We start from the raw sequence: 14,650 nt of genomic DNA, 5'->3' as shown, positions 1-14,650 counted from the left end.
AAACCAACCTTAACCCACTCAAGAAAACCCGATGAACCAAAACATTGATTCCCTCGCCTCCCTCGAACTTCCGGTGCGCTCGATCGAAGACGCTCCGGCCGAAATTCGCGACACGCTCGTCGCCGTAAAAGGCAAGTTTGGCTTCGTGCCCAACCTGCTCGGCGCCCTCGCCAACGTGCCGGCCAGCGTCCAGGCCTACCTGAGCGCCGCCACCTCGTTTGAGCAGTCCTCTTTCTCGCCCGTCGAGCAGCAGCTCGTGTTGATCGCCGTCTCGGCGGTGAACGAATGCGACTACTGCCTCGCGGCCCACAGCACCGTGGCCAAGGCCATGCTCAAGGCCGATCCCGCCGCCGTCGCCGCCGTGCGCGCCGGCACCACCCTGCCCGATGCGAAACAGAACGCGCTCGTCACACTCACCCGCGAGATCGTGGCCAACCGCGGACACGTTTCGGCCGCCGCCCTCGAGGACTTCCTCGCCCATGGCTACACCCGCGAGCAGGCCGTGGAGATCCTCCTCGGCGTCGCCCAGAAGACCATCAGCAACTTCTTCACGCACCTGTCACCTGTCGAAATCGACCCTGCCTTCCGCGCTGAAGCCGCTGCCTGATCGCGCCCATCCCGGCCACCGCGCGAACGTTTATTGAACCCGCGCGGTGTGCCGGTTCGGGTCCGGCCCGATCCGGTCCGCCGCTTCATCGCAACCTGCACCTTCAACGCATTGTTTGCCATGAATCCGCATCGCTCTTTCCGCCGGCGTTTTGTCGCCTGCCTGCTCTTCATTCTCGCCTCCCTGGCCACCGCGCATGCCGCCGTGCCCGACCGTCCCTCCGCCGAACTGGTGGCCCGCTTTGGTTTCCTCGGCGTGCTCGACGACGAACCGGCCGACCCGCTCGCCGCACTCGAACTCCGCCTCGCGCAAAACTGGCGCGGCATCCACCCGTGGGTGAGCCTCAACCTGACCGATTCGCGCACCTGGTTCGCCGGCGCCGGATTCGTTTATCACACCGCTCTCACCCCGCGCACGCGCCTCTCCGTCGGTTCCGGCCCGTTCTACTACCAACATGAACCCAACCGCGATCTCGGCCTGAAACTCGAGTTCTATTCCTTCCTCGAGCTCACCCGCGAACTGCCGCGTGAACAACGGCTCGGCGTGCGCATCGGCCACCTCTCCAACGCCGGACTCGGACGCCAGAACCCGGGTTCCGAAACCGTCTCCATCGTCTACAGCCGACCCGTCGGCACGATCCGCCGTCTTTTCGCCGGCACCAAGGTTTCACCGCCGCCCGCTGCCAGCACCTGGCGCTAATCCAAAATCACCATTCCAAAATTCGAAATCCAAATGACTCCCACCCTCTACGTGAAAACCGGCTGCCCCTGGTGTGCCGAAGCCCGCCAGGTCCTCGACGCTGCCCGCGTCGTTTATGACGAGCGCAACGTCACCCAATCCGCCGAGGCCTTCGCCGACATGCGACGCCTTTCCGGCCAGACCTACGCCCCGGTGCTCGACTGGAACGGCAAGATCCTGTCCGATTTCGGCGCCGTCGAATTGCTGCCCTTCCTCGTCTCGTGCGGCATCGACGTGCCCGCCCTCGCCTGATTCCCCCGATTGCCATGACTCAACCCGCCACCGACTCCAGCACCACCCGCGAACTCGCGGAGTGTGCCGTCGGTTGGCGGAAGTCGGTGACGCCGGCGCAACTGCGCACCATCGAACAACTCATCGGCTCGCTCGTCGCCAGCGGACTCGCTCGCGACGCCCTCAAAGCCGGTGACGCGGCGCCCGATTTCATCCTGCCCAATTGCGCGGGCGAAGCGGTGCGCCTGCACGGCCTGCTGCAACAGGGTCCGGTGGTCCTGGTGTTCTTCCGGGGCGGCTGGTGCGGTTTTTGCCAAACCTACCTGCGCGGACTCCAAGCGGCCCTGCCAAAAATCGAAGCACGGGGCGCCCGTCTGCTCGCCATCTCACCGCAGTTGCCCGATCCCGCCCTGGCCCAAGAGATCAAACAGGCGCTCACCTTCACTTTGTTGTGCGACGTCGGCCTGAAGGTCAGCACCCGCTTCGGGCTCAGCTACCCGCTGCCTGCCGCCGTGCGGCGCGTCTACGGCCAGTTCGGCATCGATCTGAAATCCGCCAACGGCCCGGACGGCGAGTCCCAGTTGCCCCTCGCCGCGACCTTCGTCATCGCACCCGATCGCACGATCCACACCGCCGCCATCGACGAAAATCCGGCCCAACGCCTCGACCCCGTCGAGATCATCGCCGCGCTCGACGCGTTGCGCTCTCGCTGAATCGCTTTAGCGCAGGACCTCTTTCACTTTGCGGGTCAGCACCAAGGGCGAAAACGGTTTCGCCAGGAACGGCACGTTCTCAAATCCGTGATCTCCATCCTCGGCGAAGGCGCCGCCAAAGCCCGAGGTCAGCAGCACCTTGGTTTCCGGATAGTGCTTGGCCACAAAGGTGCGCAGGGCCATGCCCCCGACTTTGGGCATCATCATATCGGTCACCACCAAATCGAAGCCAACGGAGTTTCGCTCCAACCGCTCGATCGCTTCGCAACCGTTGGCCGTCGATTCGATCTCGTAGCCCGCCTGTTCCAGTGAGCGGGCCACCAGCGCACGAATATGCGGGTCGTCCTCGACCAAAAGGATTCGCCCGGTCCCGCACACCAAGGATTCCGTTTGGGCCACCTCCGTCAAGCTTGCGAGGTCGAGGTGATACCGGGGCAGGTAGCACCGGAAAGTGGTGCCGACATCCACTTCGCTGTAGACGGCGATGACTCCACCGGCGCGCTGCACGATGCCATACACGTTGGCCAACCCCAGTCCGGTCCCGCTGCCCGCGCCCTTGGTGGTGAAAAAGGGCTCAAAAATCCGCTCCCGCACCTCGGCCGTCATTCCGCTCCCGTTGTCGGTCACCGCCACGACCGCGTATTCGCCCGCCGGAATGCGCGAGGTGGAGTCCTGATAACTTTCTTCAAAGGTGATGTTCTGCGTGGCGACCACCACTTCGCCACCTTCGAGCATCGCGTCCCGGGCGTTGACCACCAGGTTCACAATCACCTGCTCGAGCTGCACCCTGTCCATAAAGACTGGATACAACTCCGGCTCCATGCTCAGCGTCACCTGCACGTCAGCCGGCAGCAGCCGCCGCAGCATCTTCATGATCTCGGCGACCACATCGGAAAGGTTGAGCGGTTCCGGATCGTCGTCCGACTTGTGGCTGAAAGCCAACAGTCGCTTGGTCAATCCGCTCGCCCGTCGCACGGCGGTCCGCAGGTCTCGCAACAACTCGCGGCCCGCGTCACTCTCGATGCAGCCCTCAAGCTGCATCATTTCGGTGCTCATGGTCATGATGGAAAGCAGATTGGCGAAGTCGTGGGAAATGCCGCCGGCCAGTTGTCCCACCGCCTCCATCTTTTGCGCCTGATTCAATTGGTTGACCAACTCGCGCTGTTCGGTGACGTCGCGCACCAGCACCAGGGTGGCTTCCTCGCCCAGCCAGCGCACCGGCACCGCGCGCTTTTCCAGGCTGCAGAGCTTGCGACTGCCTTCCGGCACTCGACTCGATTCGATGACCTCGCCGATCTTGAACACAAAGGGCGACGGCGACCCCAGCACGGCCGACGCCGTCCGGTCGCAAAGCTGCAAGGCCCGCGCGGTCGCAAAACTCACCTTCCCCTCCGCGTCGACGACGAGCAGCGCGTCCGGCAGGGCTTCGACGATGCGTTCCATCATCTCGTGCAACCGCCTGCGCTCCGCCACCTCTTGTTCCAAGTCCATCTTCCGCTCCGCCGCGGAGGCCGCCAACGATTCGATGGCGCGGGCCAGGCCCGAGAATTGCGAGGCCCGTTTCACCGGAATCCGCAGCGGCGAATCCGGCTCGTGCGCTTCCACCGCTCCGATGATCGCTTCCAACGGACGCTGCACCGCCCGCCAGAGCAGGCCGGCCACCAGCAGCAGGCCAACCACCAGGACGACCGCAAAGGTCAACACGCCGCCCTGGGTCGCGCTGGAGAGCACCTGCAAGGTGGCGGTGGGCACCCGGGCGACCACGTAGGCCAGCGTTTGCCGGTGCGGTCCCACCCCATGGATCAGCGGCAACATCACCGCCACCGCATCGGCATCTTCATGCACGGGAATGACGTCGCCGGAGGAGGCTTGCCCCACCTGCTGCAACCACGCTGTCCACCCGACGAACTCCTGCGGAGCCGTCCAACCCGCCACGTCGGTGAGGCCATAGCGCTTGGTCTCCTCCGGGTGCAGCAAGAACTGCCCCTGCGCATCAACGACATAAACTGGAACCTGTCCATCTTCGTCGATTTGCATGGCCGCCAGCGCGGCTCGCACATCCACGTTGGCCACCACCACGGCGACCACCGTTTCATCCGCCCGCGTCACCGGCGTGACTGCCCGCAGCACCGGCCGGATAGGGCGCTCGTAGTCGCCGCCCTCCCGGTTAAGTTCGATCGGAGTCACAAGCGTTTCGCCCGGCGGTAGTTGCCTGCCCTGCCGCACGTAGTCGCGCCCTCCTTTGGCCTGCAACTCATCCTCCGGCACCACGCGGGGCGGGTCACCCGGCAGGTTTCGGTCCACCCGCACCCACTCCCGACCTGCCTCGTCCACTCGGATCAAACGCAGTTGCTGCAACTCCGGTCGGGCCGCCACCGCCGCCAAAAAATCCTCCGCCAAACGGGCGCGTTCCGCCGCATTGTCCGCTTCGGCCAAACGCCGCACCGTAGCCGAGTCGCGCGCGGCCTCCACCTGGTAGCTCGCGATTTCTGCCAAACGCAACAGCGCTTCCGATTCCTGAGCCACCTGAGCGCTTACCCGGTGCAGCTCGATTTGCTCAAGTTGCCGGGCAGCTTGAAGATAGATCGTAACGGCGCCGATGACGCACAGCAGCAAACTAGCCGCGAGGAGGGAAAGACTTCGGGGGGAAGAAAGCTTCATGCCTTAGACGAGCGGGGGATTCTAGGGCGGCCGGTGCGGCAAACTGCATCGCGGACATGGTTAACGCAAGATCACCGCGATAAGGGAAAGCCCCCGGGTGAGGTGCCCGACGTTCTGGGATCAGAACAGCGGTGACGGGTATTCGCCGGCGGCGACCAAGTCGCGGAGCAAAGCTTCCACCCGCGGCTTATCCTCGCGGTAGGTCACGCCAAACCAACTCGCTGTCGTCGGGCGCACGCGCACCGAGAGCGCCCGCGAAGATATCTCCGCTGAGACCGATGCCGGCAGATAAAACTCCGCCTTGGGCTCCGTGAGACGCCCGGCAACAAACGCCCGCCATTGCCGATCCAAGGCCGCCCAGAACGTCGGCTGAAACAGCCAGCAGTTCATCGAAACCATCTCTTCGCCGGTGAAGGTCCGGCCAGCCCCAACATCGGCCGCGCGGATGCCGGTGTGCTCGACGACTTCGGTCAGCAGGCCGGCTGTATCCACTTGGCAAACCCCACGCGACACCGCGCCCTGTTCCGACAAGGTGTTGGCCAGCCGATAGCCGACCATCGCATGATCCGCATCCGGCGCCGCCGCGAACCGCGCCAGCTGGGCAAAGGCATCGCGGCCCAGAAAATCGTCGGCATTGATCACCGCAAACGGCACCGCGTCGCCCACCACCGCGCGGGCGCACCACACGGCGTGGCCGGTGCCCCAGGGCTTCTCGCGCCCCTCCGGCACGGCCTGGCCAGCCGGTAGCATGTCCAGCGCCTGAAACGCGTAGTCGACCCGGATACGCCCCGCATATTTCGCGCCGATTTGCTCGCGAAAGGCGCTTTCAAAATCGCGCCGGATCACAAACACCACCCGATCGAAACCCGCCCGCCGGGCATCGAACACCGCGTAATCCAGGATCGTCTCGCCCGCCGGTCCGACCGGGTCGAGTTGCTTGAGCCCGCCGTAGCGGGATCCCATGCCGGCGGCGAGAACGAGCAGCGTTGGTGAGGCCATCGCGCGCGATGCAGACAGACCCGCCAGCCGAACTCCAAGCCAAAATCCGCTCGCGAGTTTCGCACTAAATGGGCCTCCTTATCGCCAATCGCCGCCAACAATGTAATTTTATGCAATTCCTGTTGCGCGGGGTCCTTTCTGCACGCACGTTGGCCCAACCCCTACCCCATGGCTTCCCCAGCATCCCCGCACCTTTCTGTCCGCGAAAAAGTCGGTTACGGTCTCGGCGACACGGCGTCGAACTTCGTCTTCCACACCGTCAACGTCTTCCTGTTCTACTACTATACGGACGTCTTCGGTTTGACCGCCGCCGCGGTGGGCACGCTCTCGCTGGTGGCGCGGGTGTTCGATGCCGTCAGCGACCCGCTCATGGGCGCGATGGCCGACCGCACCACCACCCGCTGGGGCAAATACCGGCCCTACCTCCTGTGGATGGCGATCCCGTTTGGCATTTGCGGTTACCTGCTTTTCGCCGGCCCCGATCTCAGCGCCTCCGGCAAACTGACCTACGCCTACATCACCTACATCGCGATGATGCTCATCTACACCGCGATCAACATTCCTTATTCGGCGCTCCTGGGGGTGATTTCACCGTCGTCGGTCCAACGCACCTCGCTGTCGACCTACCGCTTCGTCTGCGCCTTTGCCGGACAGTTGCTCATTGTCGCGTTGGCGCGGCCCCTGATCGCTCACTTTGGCGAGGGCAATGAGGCCGCCGGATTTCAGGTCACCATGGCCATCTTCGCGGTCGTGGCGGTGGGACTGTTCCTCCTGACCTTCTATACCACCCGCGAACGCGTCCAGCCCCCGGTCACCCAGCAGTCCGACTTGAAGGCCGAACTGCGTCTCCTGCTGCGCAACACCCCGTGGAAAGTGATGTCGATCTCCGGCATCCTCATCCTCGCCAACGTCGCGGTGAAGGGGGCGGTCACGGTGCACTTTTTTAAATACGTCGTGCAGGATACCGGCGCGCCGTATCTTTTCGGCGCCGACCTCACCACCGTGTTCATGACCACCGGCACGATCGCCATGATCGCCGGCGTCGCCTGCACCCCGTGGTTTGCCAAACTCGCCGGTAAACGCGAACTCATGATCTGGTTGTCGCTCGGCAATGCGATCGGCGTCGCAGCCCTGTTCTTCGTGCCGCCCGACGCAGCCAACCTCATGGTGTGGATCAACGTGATCTCCACCTTCCTCGTCGGCCCGACGCCCGCGCTGGTCTGGGCGATGTTTGCCGAAGCGGCCGACTACAACATGTGGAAGCTCGGTCGGCGCATGACCGCCCTCACCTTCTCTTCGATCCAATTCGCCCAAAAGATGGGCCTCGCGCTCGGTTCCTTCATTCCCGGCGTCGTGCTCACGGCCTACGGCTTCACGGCCAACACCGACCAGACGCCGGACAGCCTGTTCGGCATCCGCCTGCTCTTCACTTTCATTCCGGCCGCCTTCGCCGCCGCCAGCGTGGTGGTGATCTGGTTCTACCCGCTGCGGGAAGCCGACGTGCAGGAGATGGAACGCGACCTCGCCGCGCAGGCCGACGCCCAGCAGGGCTAGGTTTACAGGAGAGAACAGAGGGCAACAGAGCCACTCCGCCGCAGTGATTTCACAGAAGGTAACGAAGAGAACGAAGGGCTTGGAACCTTACCTTTGTTCTCTTCGTTACCTCCTGTAAAACGTTCCAGGCTGACGGCTCTTTTCCTCTCTGTTTCCTCCGGTAAGAAAAAACTCAGCGCTTGGCCTTCGCCTTTTTCGGTCTGGCCGCGGTTTCGCCTTTGCGCAGGTCGCAGTTGAGCAGGATGTGCTGCTCCGAATCGAAACGCTTTTGGATGAGGTCGAGCAGCCGCTTGCCGCCCGTCACCCCGATCTGGTGAAAGGGGATCTCCACCGTCGTGAGCCGCGGCGCGCCGCGAGGCGGCGCGAGACCGTCGAAGCCCACGACCGACACATCCTCCGGCACCTTGACGCCCGCTTCGCGCAAATCGAGGAGCAGGTCAAAGGCCTGGTGATCCGCCGCGCAGATCCAGGCGGTCGTGCCGGCCTTGATCCGCTCTCGCACCCGGGCATGGGCAGCGGGGAGCTCCAGCACTTCGCGGGGGCTCACATTGATCGTGTCGGCCGGATCGATCTCCAGGCCGCGCGCGGTCATCATCTCCACAAAGGCGCCGTAGCGCCGCAGCGCCCAACTCGCCTCGACCGGATAACGCCAGGTGAAGAAACCGATCCGCTCGTGTCCCTGCGCCGAGAGATGCTCGACCAAACGCTCGATGCCGCGGTGATGATCCACATCCACACAATCGAGCGGGGTGCGGCCGTATTGCTCCACCAGTGAAACCACCGGGAACGTGGCCTTCAGCTCATCGACGATGCTCTGCGGGAACGGGTAAATGAGCACAACGCCATCCCACAGTTTGCGACCTTCCGAGACGATCTTCTCGTAGGACGGACCATCGATGTGCAGGTCCTCGGGGCGCACGAAGTGCAGGTCGAGCCGCACGTTCTGCACCCGCGCCACCTCCGAAAGGCCATTGAGCAGCTCCTGCCCCGGGTTGGCGTAGCCGGTGCGATCAAAGTTCGGCATGTCCACACACACCAACACGCCAAATGCCAGGGCGGTCCGCCCGCGTTGGTGCACCGCCGGCTCGCGCTTCTCGGCGTGGGTGTAGCCCATGCGCGAGGCCAAAGCGAAGACCTTGGCGCGCGTCTTCGGATTGATGCCGGGGTGATTGGTGAAACAACGCGAAACCGTCGCACGCGAGATTCCCAGTTCCTTGGCGATAAGTTGCTGGTTGATTTTGGCCATGGGCGATGTGTTGAAAGCAGGAAACCGGCCCACGCGCCGCAGGCGCCGGACCGACTCGGCAGATTGAGCGCTGTTGCACGCAATCACAATGCAATCTTTTATGCAATTTTATGCATCAATTGCGCTTGCCTCGAGGGCGGGGGTTTCGTTTTCATCGTTGCATGAACCGTTTGGGACTAGGTTGCGCCCTTAGCCTTGCTTCCCTGCCTCTACCCCTTGGCGCCGAAGCTTCCCGAGTCACCTTGGAGCGCGACGCCGCCGGCGAGTGGCAGCTGCTGCGCAATGGCGAGCCCTACACCATCCGCGGCGCCGGCGGCTACCGCCACCTGGAGCTCCTGCGGGCGGCCGGGGGCAATACCCTGCGCACGTGGGGCGTTGAGCAACTGGGTGCCGATGCATCCGGCGAGCCCCTGCTCGACCGCGCCGCCCGCCAGGGCCTGTGCGTGCTGGTCGGCATCTGGATCAACCACCCGCGTCATGGTCACGACTACGGCGACAAAGCCATGTTGCTCGCCCAACGCGAACGGGTGCGGGAGACCGTCCGCCGCTACAAGGACCATCCCGCCGTGCTGATGTGGGGTTTGGGCAACGAGATGGAGGAGGACGGCAGTGACCCGCGCATCTGGCGCGAGCTCGACGTCCTGGCTCGCATCATCAAGGAGGAAGATCCGAACCACCCGGTCTGCACCGTGCTCGCCGGCACCTACAACGACAAGGTGCGCTCGATGCAGGAGCACTACACTTCGCTGGATCTGCTCGGCATCAACATTTACGGCGGCGCCGAGAAACTGGATGAGGCCCTGACCCAACAAGGCTGGGACGGCCCCTACATCGTCACCGAATTTGGTCCGGTGGGTCATTGGGAAATCGAAGCCACCACCTGGGAAGCGCCGATCGAGCCCTCCCCCGCCGCCAAGGCCGCCACCTACTTCGACGCGCACACCGCCATGATGGGGGCGCCGCGCGGACTTTGCCTGGGCACCTTTTGTTTCCTCTGGGGCCAGAAGCAGGAAACCACCGCGACGTGGTTCAGCATGTTTTTGGAGAGCGGCGAGAAGACCCCGTCGGTCGACGCCATGGTGCGCGCCTGGACCGGTCAGGCACCCGCTCGCCCCAGCCCGGTGATCCACACCCTGCAGTCGGATCTCGCCGGTGAGCGTGTATCCGCCGGTTCGTTACACGCAATCGTGGCCGACGTCGCTGCCCCGGAAGACGCCGAACTGACCTTTGCCTGGAAAGTCCTCGCGGAGACGCACGACCGTAAGTTCGGCGGCGACCGCGAGGAGAAGCCACCGCTGATTGAAGGATGCGTGGTCGAGGACCACGGCGCCCGCGCGATCATCAAAGCGCCGAGCCACTCCGGCGCCTACCGCGTGTTCCTGACCGTCACCGACGGCCACGGCGGCGGCTCAACGCACAACGTGCCATTCTACGTCGAATAGGTCGGCGACATGGAACGTTACCATGGCCCAGGCTTCCAGCCTCGGCCCGCGCCCTGCGTCCGCCAGCGCCAAAATGGTTAGCGTCAACGGGGCCGACGATCTGCCCTGCAACAAAAACGCCCGCCTCGGCGGACCGAGGCGGGCGGGGTTCAAGTGGTGCTGACCGCGGTCGCGAGGCGGCCGCTTAGAACACAATACCAAACTCGAGGCGGGCCGACATGCCGGGCGCAAAACCAAGACCGTATTGATCGGTGTCGTCCAAAACGTTGCTCACGTTCAGCTGCAGGTGGGCGTCATGCTCCTGCAGGCGGAAGTGGTAGCGAGCCATCGCGTCGAGACTGAAGCGCGGTTCCGTGTAGAGCGCGATCGGATTGCCATTGGCGTCAACCTGCAACTGACCCGAACCATCGGTGCGGGCGCTGATGAACTCGCGCTCCGATTCCCACTGGCCACCGAGACCGAGCACCAGGCCACCCAACGCGCCGTCTTCAGCGAAGTTGTAAGTGCCCCAGAACGACGCGGCGTGCTTCGGCGTGTCGTCATCCGAACCCTTGCCAAGATAACCGGCGCCAGTCCAGGTGGAGGTATCAGTCGGATCGCCGTAGGCTTCGTTGAGCGGGAAACCACTCAGGCCCCAGCTGCCATCGGGGAAGAACCAGTTGGCCCAACGGTCCTCCGGGTAGGGGTAGGTCGGGAACTTGCCCACATTGACCGTGCGGCGCTCGAGGCGGGAGTAGGTCATGAACAACTGCATGCGGTCGTTCGGCGTCCACAGAATCTGAGCATCCCACCCCTTGGACTCGTCGTCACCGCTGGTGTAGGCCTGATAGGTGCCGCGGTCTGGAGAAGCGCGGTCCATGGTCGCGATGTTTACGTTGGGATCGGAGATGTCGAAGAACCAGCCCGGCCAGCCCTGGCCTGCCGCGACATTGGCGTAGACCTTGTCCATGTAGGCGGCACCGGCGGCGGTGGAAGCGTTAAGATACCATTTGCCATCCTGTTGGTAGGCGGCACCGGCGTCCTTGGCCGCCTGCCACTCGACGATGGCGTTTTGCTGCGCGGCAGACCAGTCGGCGTTGCCGGGTTCCGGGTTGGCGCCCTGCACGAGGTAGGTGATGGGCTTGCTGGGATCGAACTGCTGCTTGGCCGGCGCCGGGGCCCACCAGTAGAAGTAAGGCGTGCCGGTGCGCTCGATTTTGAAGCTGGAGATCGTCCCGGACAGCTTGCCGTTGAAGAGGTCGACCTTCACGCCGAACTCGTTGCTCTTCGCCACGGTGGCGTCGATCGGACGACCGTAACCGTCACGCAATCCCTCGAAGTTAGGGACGAGACCCTCGGCCGAAAGGGCGAAGACCGACAGCTCGTCCGTGAGCTTGATGCTCACGCCGTATTGCCCGGTGTCCTTGGTCTGCGGATCGCGATCGACGTCGGAGGAGGCTGCCGGGTTGAGCGCGTCGATCCGCACAACGTGGTTGTCATTTCGATCTCGCCGACGGCCGGCCACAATCGTGACCCGATCGTCGAGCCAGGTGCCTTGGTAGACCGCGTAGGTGCCTTGGTTCCAGGCTTCGTTGCGCTCGTTGGCGATGCGAGCCATCGGCGCGTCAACCGAGCCGTCACCCTGCGTGCCGAAACGAATGTAAGAGGTGTCGGCCGGGTTCTTGTAGTTGTTGGTTCCCGGCAACGTGCGATCGGTGCGAACCTTCTTGTCGGAGTATTCCTCGGAGCGACCGATGAGGAAGTTGTGTTCCATGCCGAGCCACTTGCGGTCACCAAAGGTCTCGAACTTGTAATTCAATTCGGCGCGCACCTGCTCGCGGTTGGTCTTCTCGTAGAAATCGGTCCAATTGTATTGGAAAGTCACATCATCAAGATTGCCTGCCGAAAAAGCGGCATCCTCGGGGGTGAGCGGGGCGACGGTGACCGAACCTCGCTGGGAAGCCGGACCGACGCCCACCTGCAACGCTCCGCCGACATCGAGACCGGCAAAGCGGGCCATGGACTGGTTGTATCCGGCCAACAGATACAAATTGTCAGTGATCTTCTGCTCGAGCTTCAGCAGCATGTTATAGGACTTGGTGTCGAGCCCGGTGTCAGGGCCCGACCAACGAAAGGTGCGACGGTCCTTGCCCGGAAACTCCAGGAAGCCGGCGCGCTCAAGGCGGTCCTGCTGGTCGGCCGGCACATCGGCCCGGGCGCGCACACTCTGAAAACCGGTGCCACTGCGCTCATCCTCGCCGTATTCGGCGTCGAAGGTGATGGTCGTGCCATCGAAAGGCTGGTAGACCGCCACCGGAGCGACGAAAAAGTGTTCAGCTTCGAACAGCTCGGTGTGATCACCCGCCTGCTGGGCCGAGGCACTCAGGCGCAGGCCCAACTCCGGCATATCGTCAAAGGTCTGGTTCACATCGAAGGCGCCGCGCACATAACCGTCCGTGCCGAGACCGAAGGTGAGCTCGGTGCGATCTTCCTCGAGCGGGCGCTTGGGCAGGTAGTTCACGATGCCGCCGAAGTTGCCGATGCCGTAGAGCAGGGCAGCCGGACCGCGGATTACTTCGATACGACCGATATTGGCCGAATCTGTCGCATGCTGGCGGCGGAAACCATCGCGCAGGACAGAGTCGGTGATGAAGCCCCGCAACTTCACCGTCGTCTGGGTCTTGGCAGCCGTGGCGCCTTCGGAGTTATGGACCCCGCCAGCATTCACGAAGGTGTTGCCCTGTCCCGCGTCGTTTTGGGAGTTCAGGATCACGCCAGCGCTGTATTTGAGGGATTCGCGCAGGTCGTCAGCACCGACATCCTGCAGGAATTCCTCGGTGATCACCTCGATCGGCATGGGGATGTCCTTGATCGCAGTGTTGAGACGCGAACCAGAGATGGAGTTGGTCGCGCGGTAGCCCTTGTCAGCGGTGGTATCGACCGTGAAGGGGGACAGCTCGACGACGTCTTCGTCGACCGGATCGTCCGTCGACGGGGCAACCTGGGCTAGGAGCCCGGGTGCGAGGATGGCGCCGGTCAATGCAAAGACGCGACGGCAGAGGGAAGGGTAGGTCATGGCTCGTGTAGGGTTTGAGGGGCGTCGCTCAGGGGTAGAAACGGGGACGAGGCGACGATTTCATTGCATAAATGTGCATTACTTGTGCATCGTCAATGCAATTTTATGCACATAATGTAGCCGAGCGGGCCTATCTAGGCTTCGCCAGCGAGTCCGCTCGCGGAAAAACGGCGCAAAACTCCCGTCGCCGGCCGCCCATTTTTTGGCGTAAATTTCCGCCGTGGACCAAAGAAGGGCTGGCATCCTGCTTGGGGTTAATTCCCGCGGGGCCAATCCACGCCGTTCTTCCCCGGAAACCACTCGATTCCTGCTGTGAACCGTTAACTCTCAAAGTCGTTTGCACCCCACCGTCTCTCGTCTGACTTTCAGCCCACCTATGCCCACCCACACGACCCGGCACATCCTGCCCTTTATTGCCCTTTCCGCTTTCGCGCTGCTCTCGGCGGGCTGCGAAACGGTCGCGCCGACCTCGGCCTCGACCGCCGCCTCATCGCCGGCGAAGGCTGAAACGTCGGAAGCGGCCGCCAATGCCTTTCCGCGCGAGTCGATGAAACAACTCCGGGTCGGCATGGCCAAGGCCACCGTCATCGAACTCGTCGGGCAGCCCAGCGAGGTCAAAACCTCCACGACTGCAACCGGCCCCGCCGAAACGTGGATCTATGTGAATTGGCTGCCGCCGGTCTACCGGGAGGTCGCCGTCGAATTGGAGGAGGTCGCCTACACCGATCCGATCACGGGCATCACGCGCACCATCCTCGATCCGCGCCAGCAGATGGAGCGCATTACCCGCAAGGAATACTTTGAGCTCACCTTCGATGCCAACAACCAGATCGTGGACCTCGACTACGACCTGCAGCAGACGCGCGAAATCTAAACCCCTGTTCAACATGACCCACCGCCGCCTCCGCCGATTGATTGCCTGCCTCCTGCCTTGGTGCCTCCTCGGGTTGGGCGGGTGCGCCACCGGCGGTGCAAACGGCGAAGCATCGGCCCAACCCGCGTCCGCGGCGCGGAAGGACGTGGGCTTCGACACCGAAGCGCGGGTGTTCCGCGCCCAGCTCCTGCGCCTCGGCATGCACAAACCGCAGGTCTTGGACTGGCTCGGCGAACCCAAGGAGAGCGATCCCGCCACCAACGCCAACGGCATGCGCGAAACCTGGGTCTACGAGGTCATCCACGCGCCCGCCTACAAAACCGTGGTGGCGGAGATGACTGAAGTGCCCTACGTCGATCCCTTCACCGGCATCATGCGCATGATTGAAGAACCGGTGATCAACCAACAGCGTATCCAGCGTTTTGAGACGATCACGCTCACGTTCCGCGGTCCGCGCGTGATCGACATCGAACGCCAGGTCGAGGACCGCTCGGAGTTCCGCAACTGAGTTTCCCGGCGGGCGGCGGACG

General features: G+C 63.6%; 12 protein-coding genes. 8 read left to right on the top strand and 4 right to left on the bottom strand.

Annotated elements, in window-relative coordinates:
* Window positions 1-31: 31 nt before the first annotated feature.
* The 4 genes from AC0MRV_RS08600 (at window position 32) to AC0MRV_RS08585 (ending at window position 2,289) form a co-directional block, all read left to right on the top strand.
* A complete protein-coding gene (locus AC0MRV_RS08600; RefSeq protein ID WP_472764049.1) occupies window positions 32-607 on the top strand; it encodes a carboxymuconolactone decarboxylase family protein in 576 nt (191 codons plus the stop codon).
* A gap of 120 nt (window positions 608-727) precedes the next feature.
* Window positions 728-1,306 carry an acyloxyacyl hydrolase gene (locus AC0MRV_RS08595; protein ID WP_472764047.1) on the top strand — a complete coding sequence of 193 codons (579 nt, stop codon included), beginning with the start codon at window positions 728-730 and terminating at the stop codon, window positions 1,304-1,306.
* A gap of 33 nt (window positions 1,307-1,339) precedes the next feature.
* Window positions 1,340-1,597, top strand: coding sequence for a glutaredoxin family protein (locus AC0MRV_RS08590; RefSeq protein ID WP_472764046.1), 258 nt, complete (start codon window positions 1,340-1,342; stop codon window positions 1,595-1,597).
* Window positions 1,598-1,611: 14 nt separating this feature from the next.
* The gene (locus tag AC0MRV_RS08585; protein WP_472764045.1) at window positions 1,612-2,289 is read left to right on the top strand and encodes a peroxiredoxin-like family protein; all 678 of its coding nucleotides are present in this window, start codon (window positions 1,612-1,614) and stop codon (window positions 2,287-2,289) included.
* Between the two features lie 6 nt (window positions 2,290-2,295).
* Here the strand turns inward: AC0MRV_RS08585 and AC0MRV_RS08580 are convergent, their stop codons facing one another.
* Window positions 2,296-4,950: an ATP-binding protein gene (locus tag AC0MRV_RS08580; RefSeq protein WP_472764044.1), complete on the bottom strand. Its 2,655-nt coding sequence runs from the start codon at window positions 4,948-4,950 to the stop codon at window positions 2,296-2,298.
* Between the two features lie 120 nt (window positions 4,951-5,070).
* Window positions 5,071-5,949, bottom strand: coding sequence for a nucleotidyltransferase family protein (locus AC0MRV_RS08575; RefSeq protein WP_472764043.1), 879 nt, complete (start codon window positions 5,947-5,949; stop codon window positions 5,071-5,073).
* Between the two features lie 168 nt (window positions 5,950-6,117).
* Here AC0MRV_RS08575 and AC0MRV_RS08570 point away from each other — a divergent pair, with 168 nt between their 5' ends.
* Window positions 6,118-7,503, top strand: a complete 1,386-nt coding sequence (locus AC0MRV_RS08570; protein WP_472764042.1) for an MFS transporter — start codon at window positions 6,118-6,120, stop codon at window positions 7,501-7,503.
* Window positions 7,504-7,675: 172 nt separating this feature from the next.
* Here the strand turns inward: AC0MRV_RS08570 and AC0MRV_RS08565 are convergent, their stop codons facing one another.
* Window positions 7,676-8,749: a LacI family DNA-binding transcriptional regulator gene (locus AC0MRV_RS08565; protein ID WP_472764041.1), complete on the bottom strand. Its 1,074-nt coding sequence runs from the start codon at window positions 8,747-8,749 to the stop codon at window positions 7,676-7,678.
* Window positions 8,750-8,991: 242 nt separating this feature from the next.
* Here AC0MRV_RS08565 and AC0MRV_RS08560 point away from each other — a divergent pair, with 242 nt between their 5' ends.
* Window positions 8,992-10,191, top strand: coding sequence for a glycoside hydrolase family 2 TIM barrel-domain containing protein (locus tag AC0MRV_RS08560; RefSeq protein ID WP_472764040.1), 1,200 nt, complete (start codon window positions 8,992-8,994; stop codon window positions 10,189-10,191).
* Between the two features lie 184 nt (window positions 10,192-10,375).
* On the opposite strand, the gene AC0MRV_RS08555 is transcribed toward AC0MRV_RS08560, so the two are convergent.
* A complete protein-coding gene (locus AC0MRV_RS08555; RefSeq protein WP_472764039.1) occupies window positions 10,376-13,246 on the bottom strand; it encodes a TonB-dependent siderophore receptor in 2,871 nt (956 codons plus the stop codon).
* 376 nt (window positions 13,247-13,622) lie between these two features.
* Between AC0MRV_RS08555 and AC0MRV_RS08550 the strand changes: the two genes are divergently transcribed.
* A complete protein-coding gene (locus AC0MRV_RS08550) occupies window positions 13,623-14,120 on the top strand; it encodes a hypothetical protein (RefSeq protein ID WP_472764038.1) in 498 nt (165 codons plus the stop codon).
* A 13-nt stretch (window positions 14,121-14,133) separates the two neighbouring features.
* Window positions 14,134-14,628 carry a hypothetical protein gene (locus AC0MRV_RS08545; protein ID WP_472764037.1) on the top strand — a complete coding sequence of 165 codons (495 nt, stop codon included), beginning with the start codon at window positions 14,134-14,136 and terminating at the stop codon, window positions 14,626-14,628.
* Window positions 14,629-14,650: the final 22 nt, after the last annotated feature.

This window comes from Actomonas spartinae (assembly GCF_051209155.1).
In the GTDB taxonomy this organism is placed as follows: Bacteria; Verrucomicrobiota; Verrucomicrobiia; order Opitutales; family Opitutaceae; genus Actomonas.
This window is presented reverse-complemented; position numbering and strand designations above follow the sequence as displayed.